This is a genomic window from Roseibium sp. TrichSKD4 (genome assembly GCF_000148725.1).
In the GTDB taxonomy this organism is placed as follows: Bacteria; Pseudomonadota; Alphaproteobacteria; order Rhizobiales; family Stappiaceae; genus Roseibium.
In genome coordinates, this window is record NZ_GL476317.1 from 112138 (window position 1) to 133224 (window position 21087).

General features: G+C 56.4%; 3 protein-coding genes and 1 pseudogene. 3 read left to right on the forward strand and 1 reads right to left on the reverse strand.

What is annotated here, in order from left to right; translation table 11 throughout:
- Nucleotides 1-28: 28 nt before the first annotated feature.
- The 3 genes and pseudogenes from TRICHSKD4_RS15455 to TRICHSKD4_RS15465 form a co-directional block, all read left to right on the forward strand.
- Nucleotides 29-721, forward strand: a pseudogene (locus TRICHSKD4_RS15455) (Tn3 family transposase); the annotation flags it as partial.
- A 60-nt stretch (nt 722-781) separates the two neighbouring features.
- The gene (locus tag TRICHSKD4_RS15460; RefSeq protein WP_009467820.1) at nt 782-1345 is read left to right on the forward strand and encodes a BCCT family transporter; all 564 of its coding nucleotides are present in this window, start codon (nt 782-784) and stop codon (nt 1343-1345) included.
- A 233-nt stretch (nt 1346-1578) separates the two neighbouring features.
- The gene (locus TRICHSKD4_RS15465) at nt 1579-2766 is read left to right on the forward strand and encodes a GAK system CofD-like protein (RefSeq protein WP_009467821.1); all 1188 of its coding nucleotides are present in this window, start codon (nt 1579-1581) and stop codon (nt 2764-2766) included.
- 73 nt (nt 2767-2839) lie between these two features.
- Here the strand turns inward: TRICHSKD4_RS15465 and TRICHSKD4_RS15470 are convergent, their stop codons facing one another.
- Nucleotides 2840-20905 carry a hemolysin-type calcium-binding region gene (locus tag TRICHSKD4_RS15470; RefSeq protein WP_009467822.1) on the reverse strand — a complete coding sequence of 6022 codons (18066 nt, stop codon included), beginning with the start codon at nt 20903-20905 and terminating at the stop codon, nt 2840-2842.
- Nucleotides 20906-21087: the final 182 nt, after the last annotated feature.

Genomic DNA, 21087 nt, shown 5'->3' on the forward strand with positions numbered 1-21087 from the left:
ATGCTCAATCAACAAGTTGGCAATACCCTTCGGACTGTTCCCATTCGTTGGAAAGCGCTTCGCTCCCCGGCTGCGCAACATCAAGGACCGGAAATTCCATACCTTCGAAAGAGCCGATACCTACCCAGCCTTGGCCAATCATATTGGCACTCCGATCAACACCACGCTCATTCTTGAGAATTGGGACGATCTCCTGCGCATAGGCGCGTCGGTCACAACGCGAACTGTCGCGCCATCAACCATCCTCAAGATGTTTGCCACCTCGTCGAAAGCCAACGACCTGGCCAAGGCGCTCCGTGAGATCGGTCGCATCGAACGGACACTGTTCATGATCGAATGGTATTCGAGCCAATCGCTGCGCCGGCGGTGCCAGGCTGGTCTCAACAAGGGTGAGGCTGCCCACAAACTCAAGCGTGCCGTATTTTTCCACGAACGCGGCGAAATACGCGACCGCTCCTATGACAGCCAGGCGTTTCGGGCCTCCGGACTGAACTTGGTAGTCAGTACCATCGTGCACTGGAACACCGTTTATCTCAGCCGGGCCGTCGCTCATCTGCGACAGCAGGGCCGGAAAATTACCGATGACGTGCTCAAGCACATCTCGCCGCTCCGTTGGGAGCATATCAATCTGACCGGCATCTACTCCTGGGACACGGAGAAACAAATACCTGAAGGCTTCAGGACGTTACGGTCGCCTGGAAAAATTCTGCGGGCGGCATGATGTTCACAATCCGTTCGCCCTTAGCGTGTCTACGGGAGCAAATCTTGTTCTGACCCCTACATGGTCTGGTGGATCGCATGGGGGCCCTTCGTCGGGGTGTTTGTCGCCCGAATATCTAAAGGACGGACGATTCGCGAGTTTGTTCTTGGCGTGCTGATCGGTCCAACTCTCTTTTCAACGATCTGGTTCGGGGCTTTCGGGGGCGTGGGCCTCTATGAGACGTTGACCCAACAAGGCGACCTTCTGGCCCTGACGCAAACAAACGTGGAGCGGATGACATTTGCCCTGCTTGACCGGCTGCCTTTCTCCAGCCTCACGACGCTGGCAACGGTCCTCGCTGCATTTTTGTTCGTGGTAACAAGCGTTGTCAGTGCTGCCTTTGTTTTGGGCACCTTTTCAACCGGTGGAAACCCGAACCCGAGCGTTCGCATACGCCTTATTTGGGGCGGCCTTTTGGGTGTCCTCGGCGCGGCTATGATCCTGTCAGGTTCTACTCAAGCCATGAAAACACTCATTGCACTTGGCGCACTACCATTTGTCTTCATCACCGTGCTGCTGATGGTCTGCTTTATCAGAGCCTTCCGCGAAGACACAGCCAAGGAGGCGTCCCATGCTGCTGGGTGATCCGATTGATACGTTGATGAACCTTGGCACATTCGCCTTTATCGGCTTTGTGCTCTGGGTATTGTTTCGCAAAAACCCGCCTCAAAAGCCCTAACGAGCCTCCTACTTATCTTTGCCTCTTTTCCATGCCATCCACGCAGAACAGATTCCATTCGGCAAATGCCCCTTGGAGCTGTAGCCTCTTGGCACCAAACGACGTCCTTCAGACCCAGTTTTCAGTTTCACAACGCTAAATGTCCAACTTCAGAATATCGCGCCAGATTGATCTGCCTGACGAAATGCGTGTTGCCCGGGCCCGCGCCTTGCCGAACCTTGGTGCGCGCATGCTGTTTTTCTCCGGTGGCAGTGCGTTGAACAGCACCGCGCGCGCCCTGAAATCCTATACCCACAATTCAACCCATCTCATCACGCCCTTTGACAGTGGCGGCAGCAGCCAGGTTCTGCGTGAGGCGTTTGACATGCCGGCTGTAGGAGACTTGCGCAGCCGTCTGATGGCGCTCGCGGATGAAACCGTTCTCGGCCAACCGGATATCTTCCGGCTTTTTTCGCACCGCTTGCCTCAAAAGGCAGAAGCAGCCGCACTTGAGGCCGAGTATCAAAGTCTTTTGAGCGGCACGCATGTTTTGGTACAAGCTATCAGCCAACCCATGCGTGACCTCATCCTAACCCAGCTTGCAGCTTTTGAGGGTTTGAGGCCAAAGAGCTTCGATTTCAGACGAGCCAGCGTCGGAAATCTCATTCTGGCGGGTGGATACTTTTCCTATGGCCGTGCATTGGAGCCGGTGCTTTTTCTGATGTCAAAGATGGTCGAGGTTCAGGGCACCGTGCGCACCATTGTTGATGCCAACTTACAAATTGCAGCCGATCTTGCCGACGGGACCCGCGTCGTTGGACAACGGGAGATATCGGGCAAGGAGAACACTCCCTTATCTCAGCGAATTGAACGGCTACACCTCTTCAAGGATGGCAAGATTATTCCGCCACAAGACTGCCCCTTACCAAAACGCAATAGAAAGCTGATCGAAAGCGCAGACCTGATCTGCTATGCACCGGGCAGCCTATACTCCAGCGTGATTGCCAATCTCCTGCCCAAAGGTGTAGGGCAAGCGGTGGCAAATCGCGATGTGCCGAAAATCTATGTGCCGAGCCTTGGCCCGGACCCAGAGTGCGTTGGCATGGGCCTGTGTGATCAGGTCGCTGCACTGCTCGTAGCTTTACGGGAAGATGCAGGCGACGACTGCCCATCCGACCGCTTGATCAGCGGAGTGCTGTGTGACGAGACAGCAGTCCCCAAACCAATGCGGCAACGGATCGAAGAATGCCACGGTGTACCGTGCCTCGCCACCAATCTGTGCGACAACCAATCGGCCTTACATTATGAGCCTCACGCGCTTTGCAAGGCTTTGGTGTCATTCACCTGAGGCACCGAAATCCGCTTGGGTCACGTTGAGCGATGTGAAGACTTTTTAAGGCCTTCACACCGATCAAACCTCATTATACCGCCACTACGGTAAGTTCTGCCAATTCGGTGGTCTGAGTGGCATCGCTGTAGATCGTGTAGACCGTTGTCCCGGCAACGCTTGTGTCAACATCCACATTGGCAATTGGGTCGGTCACGTCAATGGTGTCACCGGCATCGATTTGGATCTCCAGGCTGTTACCGGCATCAGTCATGGATTGGATCTGCGTAGCAGAAAGGTCCAGCGACGCATTCGCACCAGCTGCAGTAAAATCCAAAACCTCGACATTGGTCAGAACGCCGTCGACATCCGCTGCCTCATAGGCCCCGCTGGCAAAGTTCACCGTGTCGGTGTCCCCACCGCCATTCAGCGTGGCACCAAGGTCTATTGAGCCTTCATCCAGAGTAAAGGTATCATTCCCTGCACCACCGTTAAGCGTATCGGCACCACCACCCCCATCGATCGTGTCGTCGCCCGCACCGCCTGAAATCACGTTCGCGGATGCATCCCCGCTCAACGTATCATTGTGTGCCGAGCCCGTCAGGTTTTCGACATTCGAGATGGTGTCGTCTTCCGATCCACCAAGCGTTGCGGTCACGCCAGTGCTTGCGGACGCATAAGAAACCGTGTCGGTGTCTGCCCCGCCGTCAATCGTATCTCCGTCGCCCAGCGCGTTGACGGTGTCATTTCCCGACCCGGCATTCACCGTATCAGCACCGCTCCCGCCCGAAATCGTGTCGTTACCGGCACCGCCTGTAATCGTGTTGGCGCTGCTATTTCCGGTCAGGGTATCGTCATGGGCGGACCCGGTCAGGTTCTCAAAACCGGAGATCGTATCGCCCTGATCATTGGAATTGTCTGCGAGGTTTACTGTGACTGCGCCCGATGCGGAGGCATAACTCAACGTGTCGGTGCCTGTGCCACCAAGCAACGTATCATTGCCAGCGCCGCCCTCGATCGTATCATTGCCAGCACCACCATCAATGACGTTTGCCGATGCGTCACCCGTCAGAGTGTCGCCTTGAGCCGAGCCAGTGAGATTTTCAAAACCAGAGATCGTGTCTCCCTGATTGTTTGAATTATCCGCCAAGCTCGCGACAACTGCAGTTGTCGCAGCAGCATAGTTCAGTGTGTCGGTACCCGTGCCGCCGCTTAGCGTATCGTTTCCAGAACCACCCGCAATCGTATCATCACCAGCACCGCCATCGATCACGTTGGCCGATGCATCACCTGTCAGAGTGTCACCTTGAGCCGAGCCGGTCGCATTCTCAAAACCGGAAATCGTGTCGCCCTGGTTATTGGCGTTGGTTGCGAGATTGACCGTCACTGCGCTGCCAGCTGCGGCATAACTTAGGGTGTCAGTACCAGCGCCACCAATGAGCGTGTCATTTCCGGCACCACCGGAAATCGTATCGTCGCCCGCGCCACCGTCAATCGTATTGTCCGATCCGTCGCCGGTCAGAACATCTCCATGAGATGATCCGGTCAAGTTTTCGACATTGGAAATCGTGTCATCTTCGGCACCGCCCAGCGTGGCTGTTACCCCAGATGATGCACTAGCATATGTGACGGTGTCCGTGTCCGCACCACCGTTAATGGTGTCGCCGTCACCAAGGGCATGAATGGTATCGTCACCGCTGCCAGCATTGATCGTGTCCGTTCCGGCACCGCCTGACAATGTGTCGTTGCCAAGCCCGCCAGTCAGTGTGTCATTGCCGTTACCGCCAGAGATTGTATCGTTACCGGCTCCACCATCAATCACGTTCGCTGTGGCATCACCGGTCAGCGTATCGTTGTGCACCGATCCCGTCAGGTTTTCGACATTCGAGATCGTGTCATCCGCTGAGCCGCCGAGAGTTATTGATACACCGGCACTTGCGGAGGCATAGGAAACCGTGTCGGTTCCCGACCCACCATCTATGGTGTCGCCATCGCCAAGAGCATGAATTGTGTCCGTACCCGCACCGGCGTTGATGGTGTCCGCACCACCTGCCCCGGTCAGAGTGTCATCTCCACTTCCGCCAGACAGGGTGTTGGCAGAGCCATCCCCCGTCAGGGTGTCTGCATTGTCTGAACCGGTCACATTTTCAAACCCGGAAATCGTGTCGCCCTGATTGTTTGAGTTGGTCGACAAATCAACGGTCACGCCGCTGGCTGCTCCTGCGTAGCTGAGGGTATCCGTGCCCGTGCCACCCGTCAGGGTGTCATTTCCAGCACCGCCAATAATCGTGTCGTTGCCCGCACCGCCATCAATGACGTTTGCAGAAGCATCACCGGTCAAGGTGTCGGCATGAGAAGACCCGGTCAGGTTCTCTACGTTGGAGATCGTGTCGTCAGCCGACCCGCTCAAGGTTGCAGTCACACCACCTGTCGCAGAGGCATAGGAAACTGTATCGGTATCTGCTCCGCCGTCGATAGTGTCGCCGTCTCCAAGGGCGTTGATGGTATCGTCACCGCTGCCAGCACTTACGGTGTCGGCACCACCTCCTCCGGTCAGCGTATCATTGCCCGCCCCACCCGTAAGAGTGTTGGCCGAGTTTGTACCTGTCAGAGTATCGGCGTGATCCGACCCGATCAGGTTCTCAAATCCGGAAATCGTATCACCCTGATTGTTGGTATTTGACGAAAGATCCGCAGTCACAGAACTTGCCGCACCAGCATAACTCAGGGTGTCGACGCCTGCGCCGCCAGACAAGGTATCATTGCCCGCACCACCAGAGATCGTATCATTGCCAGCCCCGCCAATGATTGTATTGGCCGCGCTATTGCCGGTGAGCGTATCGGCATGATCAGAACCGGTCACATTCTCAAATCCAGAGATTGTGTCGCCCTGATTGTTGGAATTGGCCGACAGATCAACCGTTACAGCACCGCTATTCCCCGCATAGCTAAGGGTGTCATTGCCCGCACCACCGGACAGCGTGTCGTTGCCCGCACCGCCGATGATCGTGTCATCACCAGTGCCGCCGTCAATCACGTTGGCTGATACGTCGCCGGTCAAGGTATCGGCATGGGAAGACCCGGTCAGGTTTTCTACGTTGGAAATCGTATCGTCACCTGCTGCACCAAGCGTTACAGCGACGCCGCTTGTTGCCGCCGCATAAGAAACCGTATCGGTATCGGCCCCGCCATCAATGGTGTCACCATCGCCAAGTGCGTGGATGGTATCGTCACCGCTACCCCCATTTACGGTGTCGGCTCCGCCCCCCCCGCTCAAGGTGTCATTACCAGCACCACCCGTCAGCGTATCCGCACCGCCGCCGCCATTGATCGTGTCGTTACCGGTCCCACCATCGATCTCGTTTGCGGTGACATCACCGGTCAGTGTGTCTGCGTGAGACGAACCTGTCAGGTTCTCGACGTTGGAAATCGTATCGTCACCAGAGCCACCAAGCGCTGCTGTTACACCACTGGATGCAGATGCATAGGTCACGGTATCGGTGTCCGCCCCACCATCAATAGTGTCTCCGTCGCCCAGCGCTTCAATCGTGTCGTCGCCACTGCCGGCCGTAACGGTGTCGGTTCCCGCCCCACCACTCAGGGTGTCGTTACCTGCACCGCCCGTCAGCGTATCAGCGCCACCGCCGCCATTGATCGTATCGTTGCCAGCCCCACCATCAATGTCGTTGGAACCGGCATCGCCGGTTAATGTGTCGTTATGGTCAGACCCAACCAGATTTTCAAAGCCGGAAATCGTGTCGCTTTGGTTGTTGGTATTGGATGACAAGTCGACGGTAACTGATCCCACCGCAGCAGCATAACTCAAGGTATCTGTTCCAGCACCGCCTGCCAGTGTATCGGCTCCGCCACCGCCACTGATTGTATCGTCGCCTGCGCCACCAGATATAATGTTGCTTGTTGCATCCCCTGTCAGGGCATCATCATGATCAGAACCGGTCAGATTTTCAAAGCCCGAGATAGTATCGCCCTGATCGTTGGCGTTCGTTGCCAAATTGGCCGTTACAGCCCCAGCTGTGCTTGCATAGCTGAGGGTATCATTGCCTGCACCACCAGACAGGGTGTCGCTGCCGGCACCACCGTCGATGATGTCATTGCCGTCCCCGCCGGAAATGGTGTTGGCTGAACTGTTACCGGTCAACGTGTCGGCATGATCAGACCCGATCAGTGTTTCGACATTCGACAAGGTATCATCGCCGGTTCCATCGAGACCAACGGTAACACCAGCTGATGCAGCGGCGTAGGTCACCGTGTCGGTGTCAAAGCCGCCGTCAATCGTGTCTCCGTCACCAGTCGCAGCGATCACATCATCGCCGCCCCCACCATTGATCGTGTCGGTGCCTGTGCCGCCTGTTAGCGTGTCATTTCCTGCGCCGCCGGAGACCGTATCATTTCCAGCACCACCAGATATCGTGTTGGCGGCTGCATCACCGGTCAATGTGTCGGCATGTCCGGAACCAATCAGGACTTCCACATTGGAAACTGCGTCGTCTCCACTACCTCCGAGTGTAACGTCTACTCCGGCTGAGGCGGTAGCATAGGTCAAGGTGTCGGTGCCCGCACCGCCATCAATGGTATCGCCATCACCGCGACCGGTAATCGTATCATCGCCATCACCGGCAGTAATCGTATCGACCCCTCCTGCACCGTCCAGAGTGTCGTTGCCAGCGCCACCGGTTATGACGTTTGCATCATCGCTACCAAGAAGAGTGTCATCTTGCGCAGATCCGGTTACGTTTTCGAACCCGGAAATCGTGTCGCCCTGATTGGTCGTCTGGGTGGAGAGATCTACCGTTACAGAACCAGTTGCGGCCGCATAGCTTATGGTATCTATGCCATCACCACCGGATAGAGTGTCACCACCGCCTCCACTTGCGATCGTATCATTGCCGTCACCCCCGGAAATGTTGTTGGAGTTGGTATCCCCGGTCAGTGTGTCATCATGATCCGAGCCAGTCAGGTTCTCGATGTTTGAGACATCATCATCCCCTGCGCCGCCAATTGTGATGGAAACGCCTGACGAAGAATTTTCGTAAGACAGGGTATCGGACCCCGCACCGCCGTCGATTGTTGCCCCTGTTCCCAATGCGCTGATCGTATCGTCGCCCGTTCCGGCATCTACTGTATCGGCACCGCCTGCAAGGGTGATGGTGTCGTCACCAGCTCCCGCTGAAATCTCGTTTGCAACGGAGCTGCCAGTCAGCGTGTCAGCATTGTCCGACCCGATGACGCCCTCGAAATTACTAAGCGTATCGCCCTGATTGTTGGTTTGGGTTGCGAGATCGACGACGACCGATCCCGTTGCGGCTGAATAGTTGACGGTATCGCTTCCTGCTCCACCATCCAGAATATCCGCACCGCCGAGGCCCGCGATGGTGTCGTTGCCGTCTCCACCGGTAATAGTGTTTACGCCCGCATCGCCAGTAAGATCATCTCCCTGCTGGGAGCCTTCCAGGTTTTCGAAACCGGAAATCGTATCGCCCTGGTTGTTTGCGCCCGTGGAAAGGTTGGCAACAACCGCGCCCATGGTGGCGTAACTCAGCGTATCAACACCTGCACCGCCATCCAGGACATCGTTACCACCAAGCCCGGAGATCGTATCATCGCCATCCCCGCCGGTGATCTCGTTATCGCCCGTATCACCGCGCAAGGTGTCATCATGTGCAGAGCCGATCAGGTTTTCAACATTCAGGATCGTGTCGTCAGCCGTGCCGGTCAAAAGGGCATCGACACCACTGGATGAGCCCGCATAGCTGATGGTATCGGTTCCTGCCCCACCATCAACAGAGTCACCATCTGCACCACCGACGATTTCATCATCTCCGGAACCGCCATTGATGGTGTCCGCGCCGCCGCCTCCAGACAGCGTGTCATTTCCATCGCCGCCCGACAGGGTATTGGCGTTTCCATCACCAGTTAGAGTGTCGTCGTGCGCTGATCCAATTAGCGTTTCAAAGCCGGAGATACTATCGCCTTCGGCGTCACCGCCAGATGCTGTATTTGCGCCTAGATCGATGACCACAGCGTCTGAAGATGCCGAATAGTCAAGAGTGTCAGCGCCTGTGCCACCACTCAGCGTGTCAGCTCCTGCCCCGCCATAGACAAGGTCGTCTCCCGCACCAGTGTCGATGGTGTCGTCACCAGCGCCACCCGTAATCGTATCGTTTCCAGCACCGCCAGTCACATTGTCGTTGCCATCACCGGCATCAATGGTGTCGTCGCCGTCATTGCCTTGAATGCTGTCGTTACCGCCGTTGCCGGTCAGGGTGTCAGATCCATTTCCGCCGATCAGGGTATCTGCTGCGCTTCCACCGGTCAGGATATCATTGCCGCCTGCACCATCAAAATAGGCGCTATCATTTCCGGCAATCATGGTGTCCGCGTGCGAATTGGCACCGTAGTAACGCTCGATACTGTCGTAGGTATCCCCTTCTGCGTCGCCACCGGACCCGACCACTGTTCCTGCAGACAGATCAATGGTCACGCCGCTTGCTGAATAGCGGTAGTAGGCGTAGTCGATCCCATCCCCCCCGATAAGCTGATCCGCCCCCGTGCTGCCATAAAGAATGTCGTTGCCTCCGGCACCACTGAGGATATTGTCCTCGCCGTCCCGACCGGTGAGCCAGTCCCGGTGATCAGATCCGGTGACGTTCTCAAACCCGCTGAAAATATCGCCCTGAGCATCACCGCCTGATGCGGAGTTGTTTTGGAGGTTTACCGAGACGCCGGCACTGGAACCGCTGTAATCCAGCGTGTCATTGCCTGCTCCGCCAACAAGTGTGTCATGACCAGCGCCGCCATTGATGACATCGTCGCCGTCGTGACCGTACAGATCATTATCTTCCGCATCACCAAACAGGGTGTCGTCATGGTCTGACCCTTGCAGCACCTCAATACTGGTGTAGGTGTCTCCCTGAGCATCGCCGCCAGTTGCTGTATTGGTCGCCAGATTGACGCTCACACCGGCTGCCGATGTGCGGTAGCTGGCAGTGTCTTCGCCATCACCGCCGTCCAGAGCATCTGCCCCGGCACCGCCTGTCAAAAGATCATCACCATCTTCACCAAACAGGCTGTCGTCACCAGCCCCTCCGCTGAGCGTGTCATCTTCCCGGCCACCGGTCAGACTGTTGGCAGAGGCATCCCCTGTCAGGGTGTTGGAATATTCATGTGCGCCAACAAGGTTTTCGATATTCGACAGAACATCGCCGCTGGCATGTCCACTGGACGTTTGCGCACCCGAAACGGTCAGGTTCACCGTTACGCCAGCATTCGAGTTATAGTAGCTTGCGGTATCTGTTCCTGTGCCGCCATCAATTGTATCGGCACCACCACCTGCTTCAATCGTATCGTTGCCCGCTCCGAGTTGATAGGTCCAGGCCCAACCGGCATTGGCGTGAGAGAAGGTATCATTGTAGTCGGTCGCGATGTAGGTTTCGATACCTGTGACACTATCCGTGCCCGTGGAAGTCCCACTCACATTACCCCAGCCATTCGTCGCCCATGACGATGACACAGCTGCGGTTTCCTCAGACAGATCAAGCGTATCAGTTCCGCCATTTCCGTAGAACGTATTGTTGGCGCTGTTGCCGTAGAACGTATCGTCAAATGCAGAGCCGTATATGCCCTCGATGCTGACATAGACATCGCCGGATTCATCACCGGCCGATGCCGCCTGAGTGCCCAGACGCAAATCAACCGTAACAGCGGCAGAAGATGCGCTGTAATTTACGATATCCAGTCCGGTTCCACCATCATAGGTGTCCGTTCCGGTGCTGCCGGTCATCCAGTCGTTGCCGCTGCCAGCGTAAACGGTGTCGTCTCCGGTACCAACTGTGATGCTGTCATTGCCACCACCGCCGTAAAGGGTGTCATCACCCGCCCCACCATTGATGCTGTCGTGGCCATTTCCGCCATTAATCACGTTGGCGTTGTCGTCGCCAACCAGGCTGTCATTGTAGGCAGAACCCGTCAGGTTCTCGATTTCCGACAGAGTATCGCCTTCGGCATGGCCATTTGCGCCTGTACCGTTCGCAAGGTTTACAGTGACACCGGCACTTGATGATGAGTAGTCGGCCACATCCACGCCATAACCACCAATGAGCGTATCTCCGCCTTGCGCACCAACAAGGGTATCGTCCCCAGCGCCTGCGTTGATGACGTTGTTTTCAAGATCACCTGTCAGGTGATCATCATGGTCTGACCCGGTAATGTTCTCGATGCTGCTGTAAGTATCACCCTCAACATTCGTCCCAACATTGTTGGCTGGAGTACCAAGGTTGAGCGTGACACCGGCTGTCTCGTTTTCAAGAGAGAGTGTGTCGATCCCCTCTCCCCCATCAAGTTGATCTGACCCTGCATCGACATAGAAGGTGTCTGCACCGGACCCCCCGGAAACAGCATCGTCCCCTCCACCGCCGCTTAATGTGTCGTCGCCGAGACCGCCGATGACGGTATCATCGCCCGCACCGCCGTCGAGTGTATCGTTGCCTTCACCACCGTAGACAGTATCAACCCCGTCGCCACCATCCATGATGTCATTGCCGAGACCGCCATCAAGGCTGTCATTGTCGGCACCACCATCAATGGTATCGTCGCCGTCACCGCCCTCAATCTCATCATTTCCTGCGGCTCCGTTGATGGCGTCACCTCCATCAAGGCCTCGAATGAGGTTTGCACCGGCATCGCCGCTCAACGTGTCGTTAAAGGCCGACCCGTCAAGGTTTTCGACATTGGTGATCTGGTCTCCAGCCTCCACTCCTGCGCCAGCCGCCTGCGTGGCGAGACCAAGATCCACAGTGACCGCGGCGGAGGAGCCGGAATAATCAACGGTATCCGTTCCGTCGCCGCCGTCGATGATGTCCGCACCAGCTCCACCGACAAGCCGGTCATCGCCGACACCGCCACTCAAAGTATCAGCGCCATCGCCGCCGGAAACGTGGTCATTGCCTTCCCCGCCGCTGACGGTGTCATCACCACCATCGCCCGACAGGGTATCATCGCCCTCATCACCGGTAATCGTATCTGCACCACCAGCGCCCGAAATCGTGTCGTTCCCGGCGGCACCAGTCAGGGCATTTGAATTCGCATCTCCGGTGATCGTATCGGCTTGCGCAGATCCAATAACGTTTTCAATCCCGGTTACGCTATCATTGCCCAAGCCGTTGGAGGAAATCACGCCAGTTCCAAGATTGGCGTCAACAATGTTGGTCGCCCCGGAATAGTCCACCGTATCCGTCCCAAGACCGCCGACCACAGTGTCATTTTCTGCGGACGCAATAAACAGGTCATCACCATCACCGCCTTCAAGACGATTGGCTTCCGCATTGCCGGTCAGAGTGTCATTTCCGGACGTACCGACTACATTTTCAACGCTGGACAGAATGTCGCCGTTGGCATCGCCGCTGGAAACTTGAGCTGTCGTCAAAGATAGATCCAGTGTGACCGCATCCACGGAACTGGAGTAATCCGCCGTATCAACACCGGCCCCACCGTCAATCGTATCCTCTCCCACACCACCAATCAGCGTGTCGTCGCCTGCACCACCTGACAATGTGTCATCGCCTTCGTCGCCGGACAGCGTATCTACGCCAGCACCACCAAGAAGGGCGTCATTACCGGTATTGCCAGACAATGTGTCATCACCATCACCGCCGGATAGGGTGTCGTCACCAGCTCCGCCGGAGACAATGTCGTTTCCGGCTCCCGCGACTATTTCATTCGAATTATCGTCACCGGTCAGTGTATCGCTTGAAGACGACCCGAGGATGTTTTCGACGCCAGAAATGGTATCGCCATTCGCATCGCCTCCGGAGACCTGAGCTCCAGTGTTTGCCAGATCTACCGTTACACCGTTGGCTGATCCCGCATAGGAAACCGTGTCTGTTCCTGCTCCACCGGTGATGGTGTCTGCTCCGGCACCGCCTTCAAGGCTGTCATCTCCGCTGCCACCATCCAGTGTATCGTCACCTGCGCCGCCTTGCAGGGTGTCGTTCGCATCACCGCCTTCCAGGGTGTCCGCACCATCCCCACCAGATAGCGTGTCCTCGCCAGCTTCACCGCGCAGGGTATCATCACCGGCGCTGCCATAGAGCTCATCGTCGCCATCACCACCCAAAAGCAGATCGTTGGACGCACTGCCGGTAATGTCATCATCATAGGCACTGCCCGTGATCTGCTCGATATTTGAGAGGACATCTCCTTCTGCGAGGCCACCTACGCCGATCTGAGCGCCATCAACCGCAACATTTACGGCTGCCGTTGAGGCCGAGTAATCCAGATGATCGAACCCGGCTCCACCATCAATCGCGTCTGCGCCAGCACCGCCTGCAATGGTGTCATTTCCATCGCCGGCGTCGATGTCATCATCGCCCGCGCTTCCTGCAATCGTGTCGGCACCACCGCCTGCGAGCACGGTGTCATCGCCCTCACCACCGTCAATCGTGTCGTTGCCTTCTCCCCCTTCAAGCGTATCAGCGCCTTCGCCGCCTTGAAGGGTGTCAGCTCCAGCCCCACCGAGCAGGTGATCGTCACCACCGCCACCGGTGAGGGTATCGTCCCCGTCCTGTCCGCTCAGTACGTTTGCGGATGCGTCGCCGGTCAAGGTATCGTCCTGAGAACCGCCTGACACATTTTCGATGCCTGTCAACGTGTCCCCTTCTGCCTGACCACCTGTACCCGTGCCGGTTTCCAGGTTCACGTTGACAGACGCTGACCCTGCATAATCGGCAACATCAGTCCCTGCACCACCGGTGAGAACATCTGCCCCATCCCCCCCATGGAGCGTGTCATCGCCAACACCACCATCAAGTGTATCGGTGCCTGCACCGCCACGAAGCGTGTCATCGCCGTCTTCGCCCAACAAGGTGTCGTCACCTGCCGCACCATCTATGACATCGTTCCCGACACCGCCCGAGATCGTGTTGTCGAGGGATGACCCTGTCAGAGTGTCATCATTTGCCGAACCGACAATGTTTTCAAATTCACGAACGCTGTCCGTACCAACGCCGCCGCCTGAGGCCGTTTCGGCTCCGAGATCAACTGTAACGCTACCTGTGGCAGCGACATATGAAATCGTATCGGTACCAGCTCCCCCAATCAGGGTGTCGTTTGAGGCTGTCGCAAAAACGGTGTCATCCCCTGCACCGCCTTCAATGCGGTTGACACCGCTGTCCCCGGTCAAGGTGTCGTTATGAGCTGACCCAATCACATTTTCGATCTGATCGAGATCATCACCTTCAGCATCACCGCCAGAGGCATCACCAGCTGCATCGGCTGACAGGTCAATCGTAACAGCTGCACTGGAGGCGGCATAAGATACGGTGTCAGACCCGGCACCACCGATCAAAGTGTCAGCGCCAGCACTGCCCAGAAGGGTATCGTTACCCGCTCCCCCATCGTGAACATCATTGCCCACACCGCCGTCGAGAGTATCATCCCCGGCTTCACCCAGTAGCGTGTCATCTCCTGCACCGCCGGAAATCGTATCGTTTTCCAGGCCACCGGAAATCCGGTTCGCTGCCCCATCACCGATTAACGTATCGGCTTGTTCGGACCCCTTCAGGTTTTCAATGCCAGTAAGAACATCGCCGGATTCATCACCCGAAGACGTTGCCTGTGTCGCCAGGTTGAGGTCGACAGTCACCGCGTTTGTGGAACCAGAATAATCGGCAGTATCAACGCCATCGCCCCCGGTCAGGATGTCCGCGCCCGCACCGCCGATCAGGGTGTCATCACCCGCTTCACCGAGAAGCGTGTCATCACCACCATTGCCGATGAGGACGTCATCACCGGCACCAGCGGTCAGAACGTTAGACCCGCCATCACCAGTCAGCCGGTCATCATAGGCTGTGCCCACAAGGTTCTCGACATCTCCATAGATATCACCGGCTGCATCTCCTGCCGATCCTGAGCCGGAATCCAGATTGGCCGTGACTGCTGCTGTTGAGGCTAAGTAGTCGACGGTGTCTATGCCAGTTCCGCCATAGTGCTCATCGCTGCCTGCACCGCCAATAAACCGATCTGCACCTGCATCGCCGTAAAGGTCGTCGTTTCCTGCCCCGCCTGTCAGCGTGTCATCATCCGAACCACCATGCAGCTCGTCATTGCCATCGCCACCAACAAGCGTGTCATCGCCATCTTCACCATATAGCGTGGAACCTGTCGTCGACGCTGTGAGCGTGTCGTTGTAATCCGACCCGATCACTTCCTCGATTTCTGAAAGCGTATCCCCTTCTGCGTCACCCCCCGTTCCCATTCCTGTTTCAAGGTTAACGGTGACAGCAGAATTGGAAGCTGAATAGTCAGCTGTGTCGGTTCCGGTTCCGCCGATAAGCGTATCAGCACCACCGCGCCCTTCCAAAACGTCATTCCCAGCACCGCCGGTCAGAGTGTTTGCGCTGGTGTTCCCCACCAGATGATCGTGAAATGCTGACCCGGTCAGGTTTTCGATGTCTGTAAGAGTATCGCCTTGCGCCGAGCCACCAATGCCGGTGGTCACCCCATCCAGATAAGCCGTGACCGCAGTCGAACTGTCAGAGTAGTCGACAAGGTCAACGCCATCACCACCGTCGAGTGTGTCAGCGCCAAGACCACCGTCGAGAACATCATCTCCTGCCCCCGCGCGGATCATGTTCGCAACATCATCACCGGTCAAGGTGTCGTCAAAGTCAGATCCGGTAATATTTTCTATGTTTGTCAGCACGTCTCCGTGGGCTTCGGTGCCCGCGGAGACTTGTGCTCCGGCAAGATTGAGGTCGATAACAACCCCGGCGGAGGATCCGCTGTAGCTCGCGGTATCATTGCCGTCGCCGCCATCTAGCTGGTCAGCACCCAGTCCACCAATCAGGACGTCGCTGCCGCCATTGCCTTCGAGTGTGTCCGCCCCGGCTTCACCGGCAATCGTATCGTCTCCGAGACCGCCCTCAATGACATTGTTCTGGTCATCACCGGACAGGGTGTCGTTGAAGTTCGACCCGGTCAGGTTCTCAATGTTCAAAAGTGTGTCACCGGTTGCGTGACTGCCATCGGCAGTCCCGGCTTCCAGATCAACCTCTATAGCTGCAACAGAAGAGGTGTAATCAACTCGGTCAATACCATCGCCGCCGTCCAGCGTGTCTCCGCCGTTGCCACCGACGAGAACATCGGCGCCAGCCCCGCCGAGGATCGTATTGGCGACCGCATCACCGGTGAGAATATCATCGAAGCCAGAGCCGGTGATCGACTCAACTTCGGACAGATTGTCACCTTCTGCATCACCGTTCTGGTTGGAATTCGTCTCAAGATTGACACGCACGCCGGCTGAAGAATCGGAGTAATCGACGACGTCGATCCCACTACCGCCGATAATGGTGTCGGCCCCTGCACCGCCGTTGAGGACATCGTTACCGCCGCCGCCCAGAAGCGTATCTGCTCCATCAAGACCGTTCAGGACATCGTTACCTAGGCCACCGGACAAGGTGTTTGCGTCATCCGTGCCGGTTAGTGTGTCGTCTTCACTTGTACCTGTCAGGTTCTCGATACTGATAAAGGTATCGCCGGTGTTGCTGGTGCCCGCATCAAGATCAATGGTGACAGCTGTTGTTTCTGTGCTGTAATCGGCTGTATCGCTGCCTGCACCACCGTCCAAAGTGTCGGCCCCGGCTCCGCCGCGGAGAGTATCATTACCATCTCCACCGATCAGCTGGTCATCACCCTCGTTGCCGGTCAATGTGTCGTATCCGGCCCCACCGGTCAGAACGTTGTCCCGGAAATCTCCTTCGATTACGTCGGATTGATCGGACCCAATGACATTTTCGATTTGGCTTAGAATATCGCCCTGTGCATCCCCGTTTGCTCCGGTTCCTGAAGCAAGATTGACGATAACGTTTCCGGCAGAATTCTCGTATGTAACAGTGTCTATTCCATCGCCGCCGATCAACGTATCAGCGTTTGCGCCGCCATCGAGAACATCGTTCCCCCCGCCACCGATCAGCGTGTTCTTGTCTGCGTTTCCGGTCAAAGTGTCGGCGTGGTCGGTACCGGTGGCATTCTCGATTGACGAGAGCGTGTCGCCGTCCGCATCACCCCCGGAAGCTGTCCCGCTGGCCAGATCAATTACGACAGCAACGCTGCCGCCTGAATAATCGGCTGTATCGGAGCCAGCTCCCCCGGACAGGGTGTCGGCTCCCGCTCCGCCGATCAGCGTGTCACTGCCACTTCCACCGGACAGCGTGTCATCGCCATCGCGGCCAGACAGGGTGTCATCGCCACCAAGTCCGCGAAGATCATTGTCTTGAGCGTCGCCCGCAATCACATCGTCATGTTCAGTCGCAATGATTGTCTCGATGCTGTCGAATGTATCGCCGTCAGCATCTCCGCCAGCGCCCACACCGGTTGCAAGGTCCAATTCAATAGCGGATTCGGAGTCTGAGTAATCTGCGGTGTCATTGCCAGCACCACCAAAAAGCGCATCCGCTCCGCCGCGACCGACGAGAACGTCATCACCGTCGCCGCCCGTCAGCGTGTTGTCGCCATCATCACCAGACAGGTGATCATCATGCGCCGAACCGACAACATTCTCGATGTTGAAAAGATCATCACCTGCTGCATCGCCCCCTGATGCGTCATTGGCGGCATCAGCTGCAAGATCAATCGTTACAGCTGCAGAAGACCCGCTGTATGACACCGTATCGATGCCGTCTCCGCCATCCAGAACGTCCGCACCGGCATTCCCGGTTAGAGTATCGTCCCTACTTCCACCGCGCAGGGTGTCGTCTGACGTCCCGCCAATAAGGGTATCATCACCCTCATTGCCATCCAGAACGGAACCGGCATTGGCAGCCGTTAACGTATCGTCGTGGACTGAGCCGAGCAGGCGTTCAATGCTGTCGAATGTATCGCCAGCTTCGTCACCACTTCCTGTGGCTCCCGTTTCCAGATTGACAGAAACACCAGACCCGGCAGTTTCATAAGAGACAGTGTCTGTGCCCGCACCGCCTTCGAACGTGTCTGCACCGCCGCCACCAATGAGCGTGTCATCACCTCCCGCGCCTCGGAAAACCTCATCGGCGCTTGTGCCATAAACGGTATCGTCATGAGCCGAGCCATCAACAACTTCGAAGCCAGAAACCTGATCGCCTTCTGCCGTCCCACCGGTTGAGGCTGTTCCATCAAGATGCAGGACCACGCCTTCATCTGAAAGCGAATAGGAAACAGTATCTGTTCCAACACCTCCGGAGAGCGTATCGGCACCTCCGCCCCCGCGCGCCCAGTCATTTCCGGCACCGCCAACAAAACTGTTGTCGTTGGCATCTCCGGTAAAGACGTCGTCACCGGCACCGCCAATCACTCCTTCAATATCTGAAAGTGTATCGCCTTCAGCTTCACCACCGCTTTGGGCCGCGCTTATGTTCAAATCAACGGTCACCGCTGAGGAGTTGCTGTAGTCCGCAACATCGAACCCTGCGCCGCCAATAAGGTCATCGGCACCTGCACCACCCTGAAGAACATCGTCTCCGGCCCCGCCCTCAAAACGGTTGTCCGAGGCATCGCCGGTCAGTTCATCGCCATAGGCGGACCCGACAAGGTTCTCAATGGACGAAAGCGTATCACCGGTCGCATCGCTACCCGTTGCCGTTCCAGTCGACAGATCGACTTGAACAGCGGCATTGGCGGTTTCGTAACTGACAGTATCGCTACCCGCACCACCAGACAGCGTATCGGCGCCCTGCCCACCTTCCAGATAGTCATCACCATCACCGCCGGATAGAACGTTGTCAGCCGTTGACCCAATCAGTGTATCGTCGAAAGCAGATCCGGTCACATTCTCCAGATTGGCGTAAGTATCACCTGCAGCATGCCCACCCTGCCCCGTTCCGATGGTGAGATTAACGGTCACGCCAGTGTTGGAAGCCACATATGTGATGCTATCTGCGGCTCCCGAACCGCCGTCGATTGCGTCTTCGCCCAATCCGCCTGTGAAGGTGTCATCACCGGCATCCCCGCGCAGAGTGTTTGTTCCTCCGACACCTGCAATAATATCATTACCCGCGCCGCCCGAGATCGTGTTGTTCGCGCTGCTGCCCAGAAGCGTATCGTCGTTTGAAGACCCGATCAGACCTTCAATGCTGGTCAGGGTGTCGCCTTGCGCGTCTCCACCTGTTGCCGTGCCGGCCTGAAGGTCCACATTGACTGCATCTGACCCTTGGTAGTCGGCAATGTCTGAGCCGATTCCGCCAACAAGCTCATCCGCGCCCGCGCCGCCATGAAGCAGGTCGTTCCCATCTCCACCCTCAAGACGGTTGTCGGCTCCATCACCTGTCAGCTGGTCGTCATAAACAGACCCTCGAAGGTTGGTTATTCCCGTTAAGACATCTCCCTCGGCATCCCCGCCCGAGTGATCGCCGGTTGAGAGATCCACCCTCACACCGGCTGATGACTGGGTATAGGCTGCGGTGTCGACACCGCCTCCACCTGTCAGGGTGTCGGCACCGGCCCCACCTTCGAGAACGTTGTCGCCTGTATTGCCAGTGAGGGTGTCGCTAAAGCTGGAACCTGTTAGGTTCTCAACGCCAAAATACTCATCGCCTTCCGCGTAACCACCTGAATTGTTAGCATTGTTGGAGAGGTCTGCCGTTACTGCGCTGGCAGAATCCCGGTAGGAAACCGTATCTTCGCCAGCACCGCCCGTCACTGTATCAGCACCGGCTGCAACGATTACGGTGTCGTCTCCATCTCCAGCATCAACAATGTTGCCAGGAGGTACACTGTTAAGAATGTAGTACGGCTCGCCAGTGCTCGGGTCGACATATGACGCGTCATCTTCGGTCAGAACATCGCGAATAGCGAAGCGTGCAGAGCCGAGGGCCTTAGATTGAGTGCCAACCGCATCTTCAAACGTGTACTCCAAGTTCAACGAAAATTCGTTGTAAAATCCATTAAGGTCAACCTCAGCACCATCGCTAGGCAATGTATACCGCAAATCCAATTGTGTAAGTGCTGGGTTATTTGGGTCTATTTCAACCAGAAAACCACCATCTCGCTCGGATGCGTTCAAAATTTTGTAGCCGTCCGGAAGGCCTTTCACCAGCACTTGAACAGGCTCTACGCCTGCCGGGACTTCAGCGGTGACCTCTACTGAGCGGACGGTTGTTCCCGGTGGGGTGATGTCAGTTCTGTCAGCCGTGATGATATCGTTTCCGCTGGTCCCGTTCAGCACCTCACGATCCTGCTGCACGGTGAAGCTGGAATCCGTTTCCGCGAGAGAGACAGCAGATGTCCCACTGGTCAGCGTTGTCCCATCTGCTCGTGTTGTGCTGTCGATTCCAGCGACACCGAAAAGTTCAACTTCAACATTGATGATCGGAATATTGGCATCACTGATGCCATCGTTGGTGTTGGTATTTGTCTCAGTGTTTGTCTCTGTCGCTGGTGTCCCCGAAGAAGATGGGGTGACTGGTGGTTGCTCATCTTGAACGATGTTTTCTTCGATCGCACTGCGTTCGTCTTCAGCTTCAGATTCAAGCCCCAGGCCCACCTCCCCTTCGAACGGGCTCGCCTGACTAATGGCACTGACCTGAATGTCCGGCGTATCAACAGGTGTCTCAACCGGTTGTTCAACTGGTTGCTCGATTTCGGTCTCTTCTGGCGAATCCGCACCGGTGAAAGCGTTGACGACCTCAATCGAGTCTCGTTCCTCAAAGCTGCCGATCTTGGACAGAAGGTCCTGCTTGCCAACGGCCTCCGAATTGAACTGAACCGAGATTTGTTCCGAAGCCATGAGGTCAATGCCAAGGCCAGCGAACACGATTGATGCGCCGTCATCGAACGTCAAGATCAAGTCGATATCAGACAAGAGAACATTTACATCATCGAGATCAAATGCAACTTCGACTTCGGACAAAGAAGCCACCTCAATGACCTCGGTGACACCTTCGGGAGGTTTATCAATTGCACCAACAGCAGGCGTGCGCGCTGCATTTGCCAAAGCCGAGTTCAGATTTGCGACTTGAATTTCGCGCTCCTGATTACTGCCTTCGACAGTCTCGTTCTGAGGGTTAGTACCAGCCTGCCCATCCGTTTGAACTTCAGAAGACGTTTCGGCTTGGGAATTTTCGGGAGAAACTTGTGAGACCGACACGTTTAGCGGCTTCAGTTCTTCACTCATGGTACGCAACCCATCAACTCAGATAGAGACAAGAGCAATTATTGATTTCACCATTGAATGCGCCCGGAGCGGGCTCTGAATCCACGGCAAAACAAATACAAATACGACTATTCAAAGTTACCGTAGGGTTATTCAGTTAAGTAATTCTAACCATCTAACGTAATTGCCACTCTTTGCACTTT

What these genes read in the sequence shown, in the direction of transcription:
- TRICHSKD4_RS15460 (WP_009467820.1), top strand. Translation starts at nt 782, where the DNA reads ATGGTCTGGTGGATCGCATGGGGGCCCTTCGTCGGGGTGTTTGTCGCC.
- TRICHSKD4_RS15465 (WP_009467821.1), top strand. Translation starts at nt 1,579, where the DNA reads ATGTCCAACTTCAGAATATCGCGCCAGATTGATCTGCCTGACGAAATG.
- TRICHSKD4_RS15470 (WP_009467822.1), bottom strand. Translation starts at nt 20,905, where the DNA reads ATGAGTGAAGAACTGAAGCCGCTAAACGTGTCGGTCTCACAAGTTTCT.